Raw genomic sequence first — 14262 nt, 5'->3', positions numbered from 1 at the left:
AACAATAAGGGTCGCATGCGAATGCGGCCAATGAAGCACACACGCCGTGTCATGCGGCATTTGAAGGGGTCAGGGGTATGAATAAATCAGCGTCCGCACAAGGTTTGGATGATCCGATCCTGCAATGGGTGACCTTCAAACTGGACAACGAGTCCTATGGCATCAACGTGATGCGCGTGCAGGAAGTGCTGCGCTACACCGAGATCGCGCCGGTACCGGGTGCCCCAAGCTACGTGCTGGGTATCATCAACCTGCGCGGCAACGTGGTGACGGTGATCGACACCCGCCAGCGCTTTGGCCTGGTGCCGACTGAAGTCAACGACAACACCCGTATCGTCATCATCGAAGCCGACAAGCAAGTGGTCGGGATCATGGTCGACAGCGTGGCCGAAGTGGTCTACCTGCGCCAATCGGAAGTGGAAACCGCGCCGAACGTGGGTAACGAAGAATCCGCCAAGTTTATCCAGGGCGTGTGCAACAAGAACGGCGAGCTGCTGATTCTGGTTGAGCTGGACAAGATGATGAGCGAAGAAGAATGGTCGGAACTGGAGAGCATCTGATTGTTCTTTGAGGCGGCGGTGATCGTCCTGGCCCTGTTGTGGGCCGGGACGCTGGCATTTGTGCTGCGTTATGTGCGTCAGCAGCGGGAATTGGCTTTGCAGCAGGCCGAGCGTGATGCCGTGCGAGACCGACGCCTGGTGGAGTTGGCCAAGCGGGTTGATCACTTCCAGCAGAGTGCGGTGAAGGTCGGGGACGAGGTGCACGAGTTGCGCGCGATCCTGGGGCCGTTGCCGGACAAGTTGGCGCAGTTGGAACAGCGTGATCCTTCCAGCCTTTCGTTTGCGCAGGCGGCGAAATTGGTGGGGATGGGGGCGACGGTGGATGAGTTGACGCAGTCTTGTGGGTTGACTCAGGCTGAGGCGCAACTGATGAGTAAGCTTCACAAGAGTTGACGGTGTACATATCCGTTATTTAGGTAACGGCGTCTTATGGTTCCGCTCTTACAGCGGCTCACTTTTGAAGAGCGCAAAAGTAAGCAAAACGCTCTTGCCCCAACACTCGGCACCTCGCCTAGGCTCGGTGTGCCCGAACGAAGGCTTTGGAGCGTGGGCCGCCGCGATGGGCCATCCTTGGCCCAGCGCGGCTAACCCGGCGTCCTGCCGGGTTACCCACGCTCCAAAGCCTGCGTTCGGCCAGCGTGTTTGACGGGGCGCCCCAGATCAAAATCAAAAGCAAGAGCACGGCGGCCTAGTAGCCGACCTGAGTGGTTGGATCAAAAGCAGATACGTGTAGGAGCTGGCTTGCCGGCGATGCAGACACCTCGGTGAATCAGGCATACCCGGTTGATGCCATCGCAGGCAAGCCAGCTCCCACAGTGATGGCGCTACACCCACAAACCCAATCAAACCAGCGATAGCTCTTCGCTCTTGATCTACACCACTCAAGCCGGCTGTCAGGCCGCTGTGCTTTTGATTTTGATCTGAAGCGCCCCGTCAAACACGCTGGCCGGAATTCGGCAGGGATTTGGGGGGTAAACCGGCAGGGATGCCGGTTTAGCCGCCCCGCGCCATGGATGGCGCGTGGCGGCGGCCCCCCAAATCACTGTCGGATTACGGGCACACCGAGCGTGAGCGAGGTGCCGAGTGTTGGGGCAAGAGCCCTTTGGTTACTTTGGGCTGGGCCGGCATTCCGGCTTTTCCAAAGTGACCCGCCGTAAGGGCGGAACCCATACCAGCCGTTACCTAAATAACGGATATACACCCGGTAAACCAAACCAATCCCCCTCCCCAAAGGTCCACATCCTCCAAGCACCTTCGAATCAGGAGATTCACCCCATGACCACCCCCAAAGCCCTACTCATCCTCCACGGCAAGCAAGCCCTGAACGAGGACGTACGCGCCGCCGTGCAAGCCCGGCGTGAACAAGGTTGGGAGCTGGCAGTACGGGTGACCTGGGAAGGCGGCGACGCCCAACGCCTGGTCAACGAAGCCCTGGAAGGCAACTACACCCATATCATCGCCGGCGGCGGCGACGGCACCCTGCGCGACGTGGCCGAAGCCATGGCCTTGGCCAAGACCGACGCCAGCCTGGTGATGATGCCCCTGGGTACCGCCAACGACTTCGCCAAAGCCGCCGGTGTACCCCTGGAGCCCGCCCAAGCACTGGCGCTGCTGGACGTGCCGCCCAGGGCGATCGACCTCGGCCAGGCCGGTGGGCAGATCTTCCTCAACATGGCCACCGGCGGCTTCGGCAGCCAGGTCACCGCCAACACCTCCGAAGACCTGAAAAAAGTCCTCGGCGGCGCCGCCTATCTGTTCACCGGCCTGACCCGCTTCAGCGAGTTAAAGGCGGCCTACGGTGAACTGGAAGGCCCGGGCTTCCATTGGAAGGGCGACCTGCTCGCGCTGGGCATCGGCAACGGCCGCCAGGCAGGCGGTGGGCATGTGCTGTGCCCGGGGGCGTTGGCCGATGACGGCCTGCTGGACATCAGCATCCTGCCGGCGCCTCAGGAGGTGGTCGGCACGCTGCTCACCCTGATGACCGATGGCTGGGGGTTGGACAACCTGTTTGTACGGGCGCGCCTGCCGTGGGTGGAGATCAAGGTGGCCGAAGGCTTGTACATCAACCTCGATGGCGAGCCGCTCAAGGGCGACGACCTGCGCTTCAGCGCCTTGCCCAAGGCGTTGCGCGTGCACCTGCCGGAGGGTTCGCCCCTAGTCGTCCAGGCTGATGATCTGCTCTCGCACGGCGAATAACACCAAACCCGCCACATCGAATATCTGCAGGCGTTTCATGATCTGCGAGCGGTGTGCTTCCACGGTCTTGATGCTCAGGCCCAGGCCGTGGGCGATCTCCCGGGTGGATTTGCCGCGCACGATCAAGCGCAGGATCTCCAGCTGGCGAGCGGTGAGGTTATGGCTGTGGGCGGCAGGGGAGGCCGGGCCCTGGCTGCGCACCAGCGCCTGGTTGATCACCGTGTGGGCGATGGCCGGGCTCAGGTAACGCTCGTTGTTGCGCAGGGCCGCCAGGGCGTGTTCCAGCTCGTTGGCGGTGGTGTCCTTGAGCAGGTAGCCATGGGCGCCGCATTCCAGCGCGCGCATGATCAGCTCGGGGTCGGTGTGCATCGACAGGATCAACACCTTGCTCTTGGGGTAGGCGGCCTTGAGCTGCTGCAGGGCGTCGAGGCCACCGGTGTGCTTCATCGACAGGTCCAGCAGCACAATATCAGGCTGCAGGGCGCTGAATTTTTCCAGCAATTGCGCGCCATCGCTGGCTTCGCCGATTACCGTATAGCCATCGATATCCTGGACCAGCGCGCGTACGCCGGCCCTGATCAGTGCGTGGTCATCCACCAGGAGTAATTTGCAGGTCACTCGAGAACCTTAGGGGAACTGGCCCGTTCGAGGGCGCGGGGCGCCCAGGGGAAAAGCGCGTCGATCCGTGTCCCTTTGCCTGGTTGGCTGCTGACGGTCAATGAGCCGCCAAGCTGATCGATCCGCTCTGACATGCCGGCCATGCCCCGTTGGCCTTCCAGGCCGGGGTTGATGGCGGGCGAAAAGCCCTGGCCGTCATCGCAGATACTCAGCGACAGGCCTTCGGGCAGGCGTTGCAGGCGTACCAACAGATTGCGCGCCTGGGCGTGGCGTAGCATGTTGGTCACCGCTTCCTGGGTGATACGAAAGGCCGCGACGGCCATTTCTTCCGGGATGCCGGTCAGCCGTTGCTGGCATTCCAGGCTCCAGTGAATCGAGGTGTTTTCCAGGGTCTTGAGCAGGTGCGCGCGCAGGCTCGCCTCCAACCCCAGGCTGGCCAGCTGCCGTGGGTTGAGGATGGCGGACACGTCGCGCACCTTGGCCAGGGTTTCATTGAGGGTGTTGCACAGCACGCTGCATTGGCTTTGCAGGTCTTCGGGCAGGCGACGCTTGAGCCATTCACTTTGCAGCTTGGCGGCGGTGAGCAACTGGCCGATGTCGTCATGCAGTTCGCGGCTGAGGCGATGGCGTTCGTTTTCCTGGACCTGCAGCAGGCGGTCGGCGAGTTCCTGCGGCTGGAACTTGATCGATTTGCGCGAGCTCCACTGTTGCAGGCCCACCACGATCAGGGTCGCCGCGTTGAGCAGCAGGATCAGCAACGGCAGCGGCGCCGAGCGCGCGTAGGCCCACACACTGACCAGCAGCGAACACAGGCACAGGGCAAGGACCATACGGCGTGCATTGCTGCGGGACACGGACCTTGCGATGAGTGACTTGAGGCTGGCGTACATAGCGGATGGAGCCAATGAAGGTTCGCTGCGGGAAGACCGGTCACGGCGGCTGACAGGGCTCTGTTTGGGATGCGGTGCCGAATCGTTTTTATACATGATGAAGTTGAGTCACTTCGAGCGGGGCATAGTACCACCACTATTACCGTTGGTCGCCTGGCGCCTCTCTTGGCCGGCTTAATTAACCACGCAGACGCCCTGGGCGGTAATCCCAGAGTTCTAAAGAGAGGGCAGTTGTATTTATAAAGTTGGTTTGTACCGTTATTGCGCTGATGGCTAATTGATATGTATTGCCCGCAATGACGTAGCGTCCGTTTAGGCTGACGGTCGTTTTTAGATAACTCGCCTATTAATTACGACCTGTTCGACACTCAAGACGCGTGGTGCATGCGCTGCTGCGGTTTATAACCGAAGTCTTTTTGTGGGATTTGCAAGGTGACAGTCGCAATCAGCGTTGTTTGCTCGGTTTCATCCAGCCCTAATTCTCCAGTGCGGATGTCGATCAACTCCAGTTGCCAGGCCAACAACCTCAAACAGTCCTGCAAGGCATCAAGCGCCTGGTCATGCAACTGCATGGGGCTTGCGGCATTGGCAATCAGGTACTGAATGTGACGCGAGAACTCGCTGATCGCCTGCAGGGCCAGGCCTTCGGCCTTTTCGGCCAGTTTGGCGAGGCTGGCTTTCATGCAGTCTATGGCGTCGCTGTCGTTGCGAATCAAGTGCAAATGGTTCAGGCACTCTTCCGACTTGGCCAGCAGCATTTCTGCTTCAAGCAAAAAATCGGGAAGTGCAGTTTGCCATTCGTTCGCGTTATTCATCATGCAAGTCTCCGCAACATTAGGTCCGGTGATGAGATGCCGCATCGGGTGAATGGCTTAAAACTACCGCTGAAATATGACTGAAATCTGTAGCCCGTTTCTGGGATTTCAGTAGGACGCTTATTTAAATGATCACGAAAGCCGTGCGCGGCCCTCATTATCAGGGGCGATTGCACAACTTCAGTTGCCGCCACGTGAATGTCTGGAAGACCCGTGGGCCGAGGGCTTGGGATGGCAAACAAAAGCCTGACTCCATTCATGCAATGAGAATGGCGTCACATTAATGGCTATTAGATATCGCGAATATCAGGTTGGGCCTGATTGTGTATAGGGGAATCCCTTACAGGGTGGAACCTCGCGTCGATTTGAATGTCGCGCGACGTCGCTGTGATGCCGTCTGGAGAGGCCGTTGCAGTAAAGCATGATGTCAGTGTGACATCAATGAATTTACGTGGCATTTTACGGGGGTCAAGGTCTGGCATTTGCCGCCGATAACAAACCTTAGTGAGCAGCACATTCTCTCAGCGCGGACCCACGCGCCCATCAGGAGCTTTTAATGGCCGGCATTCTCGACACGGTAGATCAACGCACGCAACTGGTGGGTGAGAATCGCCTGGAGATCCTCATGTTCCGCCTGTTCGGGCGCCAGCTGTTCGCGATCAACGTGTTCAAGGTGCAGGAAGTTCTGCAGTTGCCCAAGCTGACATTGATGCCCCAGCGCCACCCGTTCGTCTGCGGCGTGGTCAACCTGCGCGGCCAGACCCTGCCGGTGATCGACTTGTCCCAGGCCATCGGCATGCGCCCGCTGGTGCCGGGCCCGAACAGCACCATCATCGTCACCGAATACAACCGCTCGGTGCAGGCGTTCCTGGTGGGCGGCGTCGACCGCATCGTCAACATGAACTGGGAAGCCATCCTGCCGCCGCCGAGCAGTGCCGGCCGCCAGCATTACCTCACCGCCATCAGCAAGGTTGATGACCAACTGGTGGAAATCATCGACGTGGAAAAAGTCCTCGCCGAGATCGTGCCGTACAACGCCAAGGTTTCCCGCGAAAAACTCGAAGACCCGGTGCTCGAGCGCGCCCGTGGCCGCGAAGTGCTGCTGGTGGACGACTCCAACGTGGCCCTGTCGCAGTTGCGTGACACCCTTGGCCAACTGGGGGTGAAGATGCACATTGCCAGTGACGGCCTCAAGGCGCTGAACATGCTCAAGGCCTGGGCCGACAGCGGCCAGGTGATGACCGACAAGTTGCTGATGATCTTCACCGACGCCGAAATGCCCGAGATGGACGGTTACCGCCTCACCACCGAGATCCGCAACGACCCACGCCTGCGTGGGCTCTACGTGGTGCTCCACACCTCACTGTCGGGCAGCTTCAACGATTCGATGGTGAAGAAGGTCGGCTGCGACAACTTCCTGTCCAAGTTCCAGCCGGACAAACTGGTGGACGTGGTGCGCCAGCGCCTGATGCTCGACCACGCCCCTGCCTGACAGCCCGCACGGTAACTTGTAGTGAGCGGGCTCGCCCCGCGCGGCGTCGTGTCAGGCGGCCCAGCGTTAACTGGCACACCGCGGCGCGGGGTAAACCCGCTCACTACAAAGACGGGCGTGTTTGGGATAGGGTGGCGTTTTATTCTTGCAGGAAAGCAGGCCCATGCTTCGTCTCAGCGCGTTGTACCGTTACCCCTTGAAGTCCGGCAAGGCCGAAACCTTGCAGCAGATCGGCCTGGATAAACTGGGGTTGGACGGTGACCGACGCTGGATGCTGGTGGATGAAGCCAGCGGGCGTTTCCTCACCCAGCGCGCCGTGGCCAAGATGAGCCAGTTATCTGCCCTGTGGAACAGCAGCGGCGGCCTCACCCTGAGCACCCCGGGCCTGGCCTCGCTGGACGTGGCATTGCCCGGCAGCGAGGCCGAGTTGCGCGGCGTGACCATCTGGCGTGACACCCTGCGTGTACCGGACGCCGGCGATGAAGCCGCAGCCTGGGTCAGCGATTTCATCGGCAAACCCACACGCCTGGTGCAGGTGCCTTTGGAACGTGCACGCACCACCGAGGCCGGTTACGGCAAGGATGACGACCAGGTCGGGTTCGCCGATGGCTTCCCGCTGTTGCTGATCGGCCAGGCGTCGCTGGACGACCTTTCCCAACGCATCGGTCGCCCCATGGAAATGCTGCGCTTTCGTCCCAACCTGGTGATCGAGGGCAGCGAGGCGTTCGCCGAAGACACCTGGAAACGCGTGCGCATCGGCGACGTGGAGTTTCGCGTGGTCAAGTCCTGTTCGCGCTGCATCCTCACCACTATCGATCCGGCCAGCGGCGAACGCAGTGCCGACCGCGAGCCCTTGGCCACGCTCAAGACCTATCGCGAGCAGGGCGGTGACGTGATGTTCGGCCAGAACCTGGTCAACGACGGCATCGGCCAATTGGCCGTAGGCATGCCGGTGACGATCCTGGAATAAAAAATGCCCGTCTCGCGAGAGACGGGCATTTTTTTGACGGCCGGAGAAGGTTAGCCGCGGTATTCGCACAGGTAAGCGGTGTCGACGGCGACCTTCAGTTGGAACTTGCTGTTGGCCGGTACGTTGAACTGGCTGCCGGCGGCGAAGGTTTCCCAGTCGGCGGCGTCTGGCAGCTTGACGGTCAGGGCGCCGGACACCACGTGCATGATTTCACGCTGGGCGGTGCCGAACTCGTATTCACCCGGGGCCATCACGCCGATGGTCGCCGGACCTTCTGCGGTGCCGAAAGCGATCGACTTGACGGTGCCGTCGAAGTACTCGTTGACTTTGAACATGGGCGAATCCTCGGAAAATGGGTTAAGGCTTCCCGCCCCCCGTAGGAGCCGGCTTGCTGTGGCGAGGGAGCTTGCTCCCGTGGACTGCGTAGCAGTCTCCGGCTTTTGGGGGCGCTTCGCACCCCAGCGCAAGCAAGCTTGCTCGCCACAGTTTCCGGCTCCTACGGGTGAGCAGTATTTCGGAAAAAGGGCGGCCAGTATGCCCAAGCCAGCGGAGGCTGCCTAGACCGGCAAAATCAACGGCAGCAGGCGTGCGGTGTTGCGCGCGTCTTCCAGCGCCCGGTGTTGCTGGCCATGGAACTGCATGCCCGCCAATTGCAGCGCGCCGTTGAGCCCCAGCGGCTTGTCCAGGCGCCGGGCCTTGGCAAAGCGCTGCTTGAGGTTCACGTGGGGCGTATGGGCCAGCGCACTGGCCAGGCCATGGCGTTGCCACTCCAGCTCCAGCTGCGCGCGGTCGTAGTCGCCCCAGCTGGCCCAGCCTTCCAGGCGTGCCTGGTGCTGGCCCAGCCAGCGTTCGAACAACGGCCACACCTCGGTGATCGGCGCCGCAGCGTCGATGTTGGCCTGGGTGATGTGGGTCAGTTGGCGGCAGAAGGGCGTCAGCAATGGACGGCGCAACGGCCGCACAAAGCGCTGGAAGTGATCCAGCTCGCGGCCCTGGCGGTTCACCAGGCTCGCGCCGATCTCGATGACTTCCATCTCCGTCACGGGCCAGCCGCCTTCATCCGTTGTGGCTTCAAGGTCAATAATCAGCCAATGAGGCATCGCGCAGGTTCCCGTACTCATCCCTTCCTGATGGGGATAGAGCGTAGCCCGGTCGCGTAGTTCCGCCCAGGCCTTATTCGATCTCCAGCAACACCTGGCGATTGCGCACTTGGTCGCCCGTCACCACCTGCAGCGTCTTGACCACGCCATCGACCCCGGCAATCAGCGGGTGCTCCATTTTCATGGCTTCGAGCACCAGCAGCAGTTGGCCTTTGGTCACCCGGTCGCCATGGCTGACATGTACATCGACGATGGCACCGTCCATCGGCGCCTTGACCGTACCGCCGCTGGCATCGGCCTGGCGGCTGGCGACGTGCTGGGTGCGATTGATCACCGTAAGGCCGGGCAGCCACAGGTGGTTGCCGTCGAGGTGGTAGGCGATACGTCGACGTATGCCGTTGAGTATCAGGGTGGCGTGACGACCGTCGGTGCTCAATTGTAGCGGCTCTGCGGTGACGGTATGGATGTCGCCATGGGCTTCCAGGCGATAAGTGCTGGGGGCGCCAGCGTTGTTGCGCCATCCCGCAAGGCCCTGGGCATGCTGATTGGCGCCGTGCTGATAAAACAGCGCGGCGGCCAGGGCCAGTTGTTCGGCCGTCGCTTTCGGCTGGGTGATGTCACTGAAGTGCTCGGCGATAAATCCGGTGCTGAATTGACCGTCGATAAAGTCCGGGTGCTTGAGCAGGTCCACCAGCATCTGCTGGTTGGTGGTCACGCCCAGCAGCAACGTGTCTTCCACCGCCCGCAGCAGTTTGCGTCGCGCCTCTTCGCGGGTGCGGCCGTGGGCGATGATCTTGCCGAGCATGGCGTCGTAGAACGGGCTGATGCACTGGCCCTGGCTGACACCGTGATCAATACGGGCACCGGGGGCCGGCTCCCAGCGCAGCACTTCACCGGTTTGCGGCAGGAAACCCTGGGTCGGGTCTTCGGCGTACAGGCGCACTTCCATGGCATGGCCGTTCAGGGTCACCTCCTGCTGGGTCAGTGGCAACGCGTGGCCGGCAGCGATCTGCAACTGCCAGCCCACCAGGTCGAGGCCGGTGATCAGCTCGGTGACCGGGTGCTCCACCTGCAGGCGGGTGTTCATCTCCAGGAAGTAGAACTGGCCGCTGCGGTCGAGCATGAACTCCACGGTACCGGCGCCCACGTAGTTCACCGCGCGCCCGGCCTTGAGGGCGGCTTCACCCATGGCGTGGCGCAGTGGCGCGGTCATCACCGGGCAGGGCGCTTCCTCGATGACCTTCTGATGGCGACGCTGGACCGAGCAATCTCGCTCGCCAAGGTGGATCAGGTTGCCATGGCTGTCACCGAACACCTGGATTTCCACATGGCGCGGCTCGATCAACGCCTGTTCGAGGATCAGCTCGTCGCTGCCAAACGCGTTCCGGGCTTCGGAGCGCGCCGTGTGCAGGTTGTCCAGCAGGGCCTCGGCGCTGTGCACCAGGCGCATGCCACGCCCGCCGCCGCCGGCGCTGGCCTTGATCATCAGCGGGTAGCCGATGCGCTCGGCCTCGTGTTGCAACGTGGCGTCGTCTTGGGCGCTGCCTTGGTAACCGGCGATGCACGGCACCCCGGCGTCGAGCATGGCGAGTTTGGACAGGCGCTTGCTGCCCATCAGTTCGATCGCCTCGGCGCTGGGGCCGATAAAGGTCAGGCCGGCGTGCTGGCAGACGCGGGCGAATTCGGGGTTTTCCGAGAGGAAGCCGTAGCCCGGGTGGAGGGCGTCGGCGCCGGTGAGTGTGGCGGCGTTGAGGATGGCCTGAATGTTGAGGTAAGACTGTTGCACCGGGGCGGGGCCGATGCACACGGCTTCGTCGGCCATCTGCACGTGCGGGGCCTGGGCGTCGGCGTCGCTGTAGACGGCCACGGTGCGGTAGCCCAAGGCTTGGGCCGTGCGCTGGATGCGGCAGGCGATTTCGCCGCGGTTGGCGATGAGGATTTTGCTGAATGCGGGCATGGGGTTATCCCTTGGCTGGTGGGGTGTCGGGTTGGGCCTCATCGCCGGCAAGCCGGCTCCTACAGTTTGAATGTGTGAACACCTTTCTCTGTAGGAGCCGGCTTGCCGGCGATGGCGTCATCTGCACCACCTCGGCTTCCTTTTCTGCACAAACGCCTGTGTCCCCTCTATCCCTTCCTCACTCCTTACGGACTCGGCAAACCACTGCGCCCCGCGATCCAGCACAGCCTCCAGCGGCTCCTCCACGCTGGCCAGCAACAAGGCTTTGGTCCGCGCATTTGCTCCCGGTGCACATTTGAGCACCTGGCCCAATACCTCATCCAGCCGCTCCGCCAACGCCTGTGGATCGCGCTCGGTAAAGTGCACGACACCCAGCCGCTCGGCCTCCACCCCATCAAACCGCGCCGCCGTCAGCGCCAGCCGGCGAGCCTGGGTCAAACCAATCCTCTTCACCACAAACGGTGCAATCTGCGCTGGCAGCAACCCAAGGCTGGTCTCCGGCAAGCCGAACTGCGCCTGGTGGTCGGCAAGCGCAATATCACTCACACAGGCCAAGCCAAAACCACCCCCCAGCACCGCGCCTTGCAGCACCACGATGACGACCTGCGGCACGGCTTCGGCCTCTTGCAGCAAGGTGCCGAACGCGCGGTTCAGCGCTTCCAGTTGATTGCCTGCGGTGACCAGGTCCTTCACATCCGCCCCGGCACAGAAATGCCCGCCGGCGCCGCTGATCACCACCGCCCGGGTCTCACCGTCCAGCTGCGCCAGCACGCTGCGCAGCTCGTTGACCATCTCCAGGCTCATCGCATTGCGGCACTCAGGGCGGTTGAGGGTGATGTGCAGCACGCCGTTGTGAGGTTCGAGCAGCAGGGTGTTCATGATTTTTTCCCGGGCAGGGTGCCCATCAGTTTGCAGATGATGCCCAGCATGATCTCGTCGGCCCCGCCGCCAATCGACACCAAACGCACATCGCGATACGCCCGTGCCACCGGGTTGTCCCACATGAAACCCATGCCGCCCCAGTATTGCAGGCAGCTGTCGCTGACTTCGCGGCCCAGGCGCCCGGCCTTGAGCTTGGCCATGGAGGCCAGGCGGGTGACGTCCTGGCCCTTGATGTATTGCTCGGTGGCCTGATAGACCAAGGCGCGCAGGCATTCGATTTCGGTGGACAGTTCAGCCAGGCGAAAGTGGATGACCTGGTTGTCGATCAGCGCCTTGCCGAACGTCTGACGTTCCTTGCAGTAGTCGATGGTGCTGTCGATGCAATACTCCAGGCCCTTGATCATATTGGCCGCGCCAAACAGGCGTTCTTCCTGGAACTGCAGCATCTGCATCATGAAGCCTGCGCCTTCGTGGCCGATGCGGTTGCGCTGCGGCACGCGCACGCCGTCGAAGAACACTTGGGCGGTCTCCGAGCTGTGCATGCCGAGCTTTTCCAGGGGCGGGCTGACGCTGATGCCGGGGGTGTTCATCGGCACCATGATCAAGGATTTGTTGATGTGCGGCTTGTCGTCGGAGGTGTTGGCCAGCAAGCAGATAAAGTCGGCGCTGGGGGAGTTGGTGATCCACATCTTGCTGCCGTTGATGACGTAGTCGTCGCCGTCTTTGCGCGCATGGGTCTTCAACCCGGCCACATCGGAACCGGCCCCGGTTTCCGACACGCCGATGCAACCTACCTGCTCGCCGCTGATGGCCGGGCGCAGGAACTCCTCGCGCAGTTCATCGGAACCGAAGCGGGCGAGGGCGGGGGTGCACATGTCGGTCTGCACGCCGATGGACATGGGGATGCCGCCGCAGCGCACGGTGCCGAACTCTTCAGCGGCGACGATCGAATAGCTGTAGTCCAGGCCCATGCCGCCGAATTGCTCCGGCTTGGAAATGCCCAGCAGGCCGAGTTCGCCGGCCTTGCGGAAGATGTCGTGGATGGGAAAGCGCCCGGCTTTTTCCCATTCGTCCACGTAGGGGTTGATCTCGCGGTCGACGAAGGCACGCACGGTGCGGCGCAGTTCCTGGTGTTCCTGGGTAAAGATCATTTTTATTGTTCTCCTAAAAACGCGCTACACCGAAGGTATTGGCGTGCAACTCACGCACCTCGGCCTCGTGGCAGATATCCAACAAAAAGCCGAGCAAGGTGCGGGTGTCCCGAGGGTCAATCAGCCCGTCATCCCACAGGTTCGCGCTGCCATACAGTGCGGTGGACTGGCTGTCGAGCTTCTGCGCGGTGACCTGCTCCAGCATGTCCAGCACCTTGGGGTCGGGCACCAGGCCGTCTTTCAGCTGCTTGGACTCGGTGACGATGCGCAGCACCTTGCCCGCCTGCGCGCCACCCATCACCGCCGTGCGGCTGTTGGGCCAGGCGAAGATGAAGCGCGGGTCCAGGCCACGGCCACACATCGCGTAGTTGCCGGCGCCGTAGGAACCGCCAACCACCACCGTGAGTTTAGGCACCCGGGCGTTGGCCACCGCCTGGATCATCTTGGCGCCGTGCTTGATCACGCCTTGTTGCTCCGACTCGGTGCCCACCATGAAACCGGTGGTGTTGTGCAGGAACAGCAGCGGCGTGCGGCTCTGGTCGCACAGCTGGATAAACTGCGCGGCCTTGCTCGCGCCCTTGGGCGTGATGGGGCCGTTGTTGCCGATCACACCCACGGCGCGGCCCTGGATATGCAGATGGCCGCAGACGGTGTGGGCGTCGAACTCGCCCTTGAATTCGAGAAACTGCGAACCGTCGGCCAGGCGTGCGAGGATTTCGCGCACGTCGTAGGGTTTTTTCGGGTCGTCCGGGATCAGGCCCAGCAGCTCTTCGATGGGGTACAAAGGCGCTGCATAGGTCTTTTGGGGCGTCAGTGGCAAGCGATCATTCCAGGGCAACAGGCCCACGATCTCCCGGGCGATACGCACGCCGTCCGCATCGTTTTCCGCCAGGTATTCGGCGGTGCCGGCGATTTGCGCGTGCATCTCGGCGCCGCCCAGTGCCTCATCCGTGGCCACTTCGCCGGTGGCGGCTTTAAGCAGCGGCGGCCCGGCGAGAAACAGCTTGGCCTTGCCGCGCACCACCACCACGTAATCCGACAGCCCCGGCTGATAGGCGCCGCCCGCCGTGGCCGAGCCGTGCACCACGGTGATCTGCGGCAGGCCCATGGCCGACATGCGTGCCTGGTTGGCAAAACTGCGTGCGCCTTCGACAAAAATCTCGGCGGCGTAGTTGAGGTTGGCGCCGCCGCTTTCGGCGAGGGTCACCACCGGCAGTTGGTTTTCCATGGCGATCTGTTGCAGGCGCAGGGACTTTTTCAGGCCGGTGGGGGAAATGGTCCCGCCCTTGATTGCGCTGTTGTTGGCCACCACCAGCATGCGCACGCCGCTGACGTAGCCGATGCCGGCGATCAACCCGCCACCGGCGGCGCTGCCATCCTTGTCGTCGTGGAGTTTGTAGCCGGCCAGGCCTGCCAGCTCCAGGAAGGGCGCGCCGGGGTCGAGCAGCAAATTCAGGCGCTCGCGGGGCAACAGTTGGCCGCGCTTGTCGAACTTGGGCTTGGCCTCATCGGCCTTGGCCAGCAGGTCTTGTTCCAGCTGACGCAGGTGGGTGAGGGCGGCGAGCATGGCCTCGCGGTTTTGGGCGAACTGGGCGCTGTGGCTGTCGATCAGGGATTCAATCACCGGCATG

14 protein-coding genes are annotated in these 14262 nt (G+C 62.3%); 5 read left to right on the top strand and 9 right to left on the bottom strand.

Features of this window, described 5'->3' with window-relative positions; genetic code table 11:
• The first annotated feature begins 77 nt into the window (after positions 1-77).
• From M2394_RS20490 to yegS, 3 genes are all read left to right on the top strand, one after another.
• A complete protein-coding gene (locus tag M2394_RS20490; RefSeq protein ID WP_010564003.1) occupies positions 78-560 on the top strand; it encodes a chemotaxis protein CheW in 483 nt (160 codons plus the stop codon).
• Positions 561-953, top strand: coding sequence for a DUF2802 domain-containing protein (locus tag M2394_RS20485; protein WP_178925715.1), 393 nt, complete (start codon positions 561-563; stop codon positions 951-953). It abuts the gene before it with no gap.
• Positions 954-1835: 882 nt separating this feature from the next.
• Complete coding sequence (gene yegS, locus M2394_RS20480) at positions 1836-2756, top strand: lipid kinase YegS (protein WP_259174228.1); 921 nt, start codon at positions 1836-1838, stop codon at positions 2754-2756.
• Here yegS and M2394_RS20475 read toward each other — a convergent pair.
• The 3 genes from M2394_RS20475 to M2394_RS20465 all read right to left on the bottom strand — a co-directional run bounded on the left by M2394_RS20475 (position 2715) and on the right by M2394_RS20465 (position 5082).
• A complete protein-coding gene (locus M2394_RS20475; protein WP_178925920.1) occupies positions 2715-3374 on the bottom strand; it encodes a response regulator transcription factor in 660 nt (219 codons plus the stop codon). The genes yegS and M2394_RS20475 overlap by 42 nt on opposite strands.
• On the bottom strand, positions 3371-4264 hold the full coding sequence (locus tag M2394_RS20470) for a sensor histidine kinase (RefSeq protein ID WP_259174365.1): 894 nt from the start codon (positions 4262-4264) through the stop codon (positions 3371-3373). Before M2394_RS20470 ends, M2394_RS20475 begins: the two co-directional genes overlap by 4 nt.
• A gap of 368 nt (positions 4265-4632) precedes the next feature.
• Positions 4633-5082 carry a hypothetical protein gene (locus M2394_RS20465; RefSeq protein ID WP_178925919.1) on the bottom strand — a complete coding sequence of 150 codons (450 nt, stop codon included), beginning with the start codon at positions 5080-5082 and terminating at the stop codon, positions 4633-4635.
• 553 nt (positions 5083-5635) lie between these two features.
• On the opposite strand from M2394_RS20465, the gene M2394_RS20460 reads away from it, so the two are divergent.
• Together M2394_RS20460 and M2394_RS20455 are read left to right on the top strand one after the other, a co-directional pair.
• Complete coding sequence (locus M2394_RS20460; RefSeq protein WP_178925918.1) at positions 5636-6571, top strand: chemotaxis protein CheV; 936 nt, start codon at positions 5636-5638, stop codon at positions 6569-6571.
• 163 nt (positions 6572-6734) lie between these two features.
• The gene (locus tag M2394_RS20455; RefSeq protein ID WP_259174219.1) at positions 6735-7541 is read left to right on the top strand and encodes an MOSC domain-containing protein; all 807 of its coding nucleotides are present in this window, start codon (positions 6735-6737) and stop codon (positions 7539-7541) included.
• Between the two features lie 50 nt (positions 7542-7591).
• Here M2394_RS20455 and M2394_RS20450 read toward each other — a convergent pair whose 3' ends face one another.
• The 6 genes from M2394_RS20450 to atuC all read right to left on the bottom strand — a co-directional run bounded on the left by M2394_RS20450 (position 7592) and on the right by atuC (position 14261).
• Positions 7592-7876 carry a pyrimidine/purine nucleoside phosphorylase gene (locus tag M2394_RS20450; protein ID WP_176998029.1) on the bottom strand — a complete coding sequence of 95 codons (285 nt, stop codon included), beginning with the start codon at positions 7874-7876 and terminating at the stop codon, positions 7592-7594.
• A gap of 222 nt (positions 7877-8098) precedes the next feature.
• Positions 8099-8641 carry an exonuclease domain-containing protein gene (locus M2394_RS20445; RefSeq protein WP_178925916.1) on the bottom strand — a complete coding sequence of 181 codons (543 nt, stop codon included), beginning with the start codon at positions 8639-8641 and terminating at the stop codon, positions 8099-8101.
• Positions 8642-8714: 73 nt separating this feature from the next.
• The gene (locus M2394_RS20440; RefSeq protein WP_259174216.1) at positions 8715-10598 is read right to left on the bottom strand and encodes an acetyl/propionyl/methylcrotonyl-CoA carboxylase subunit alpha; all 1884 of its coding nucleotides are present in this window, start codon (positions 10596-10598) and stop codon (positions 8715-8717) included.
• A 117-nt stretch (positions 10599-10715) separates the two neighbouring features.
• The gene (locus M2394_RS20435; RefSeq protein ID WP_259174214.1) at positions 10716-11477 is read right to left on the bottom strand and encodes an enoyl-CoA hydratase/isomerase family protein; all 762 of its coding nucleotides are present in this window, start codon (positions 11475-11477) and stop codon (positions 10716-10718) included.
• On the bottom strand, positions 11474-12631 hold the full coding sequence (atuD, locus tag M2394_RS20430; RefSeq protein WP_259174213.1) for a citronellyl-CoA dehydrogenase: 1158 nt from the start codon (positions 12629-12631) through the stop codon (positions 11474-11476). The genes M2394_RS20435 and atuD overlap by 4 nt, the downstream gene beginning before the upstream one ends.
• A 13-nt stretch (positions 12632-12644) precedes the next feature.
• On the bottom strand, positions 12645-14261 hold the full coding sequence (gene atuC, locus M2394_RS20425; protein WP_259174210.1) for a geranyl-CoA carboxylase subunit beta: 1617 nt from the start codon (positions 14259-14261) through the stop codon (positions 12645-12647).
• Position 14262: the final 1 nt, after the last annotated feature.

Source organism: Pseudomonas sp. BIGb0164, from assembly GCF_024810135.1.
In the GTDB taxonomy this organism is placed as follows: Bacteria; Pseudomonadota; Gammaproteobacteria; order Pseudomonadales; family Pseudomonadaceae; genus Aquipseudomonas.
The sequence above is the reverse complement of the archived record's forward strand: the minus strand, read 5'-3'. Positions and strand labels throughout refer to the sequence as shown.

What these genes read in the sequence shown, in the direction of transcription:
- M2394_RS20490 (WP_010564003.1), top strand. Translation starts at nt 78, where the DNA reads ATGAATAAATCAGCGTCCGCACAAGGTTTGGATGATCCGATCCTGCAA.
- yegS (WP_259174228.1), top strand. Translation starts at nt 1,836, where the DNA reads ATGACCACCCCCAAAGCCCTACTCATCCTCCACGGCAAGCAAGCCCTG.
- M2394_RS20470 (WP_259174365.1), bottom strand. Translation starts at nt 4,264, where the DNA reads ATGTACGCCAGCCTCAAGTCACTCATCGCAAGGTCCGTGTCCCGCAGC.
- M2394_RS20465 (WP_178925919.1), bottom strand. Translation starts at nt 5,082, where the DNA reads ATGATGAATAACGCGAACGAATGGCAAACTGCACTTCCCGATTTTTTG.
- M2394_RS20460 (WP_178925918.1), top strand. Translation starts at nt 5,636, where the DNA reads ATGGCCGGCATTCTCGACACGGTAGATCAACGCACGCAACTGGTGGGT.
- M2394_RS20455 (WP_259174219.1), top strand. Translation starts at nt 6,735, where the DNA reads ATGCTTCGTCTCAGCGCGTTGTACCGTTACCCCTTGAAGTCCGGCAAG.
- M2394_RS20450 (WP_176998029.1), bottom strand. Translation starts at nt 7,876, where the DNA reads ATGTTCAAAGTCAACGAGTACTTCGACGGCACCGTCAAGTCGATCGCT.
- M2394_RS20445 (WP_178925916.1), bottom strand. Translation starts at nt 8,641, where the DNA reads ATGCCTCATTGGCTGATTATTGACCTTGAAGCCACAACGGATGAAGGC.
- M2394_RS20440 (WP_259174216.1), bottom strand. Translation starts at nt 10,598, where the DNA reads ATGCCCGCATTCAGCAAAATCCTCATCGCCAACCGCGGCGAAATCGCC.
- M2394_RS20435 (WP_259174214.1), bottom strand. Translation starts at nt 11,477, where the DNA reads ATGAACACCCTGCTGCTCGAACCTCACAACGGCGTGCTGCACATCACC.
- atuD (WP_259174213.1), bottom strand. Translation starts at nt 12,631, where the DNA reads ATGATCTTTACCCAGGAACACCAGGAACTGCGCCGCACCGTGCGTGCC.
- atuC (WP_259174210.1), bottom strand. Translation starts at nt 14,261, where the DNA reads ATGCCGGTGATTGAATCCCTGATCGACAGCCACAGCGCCCAGTTCGCC.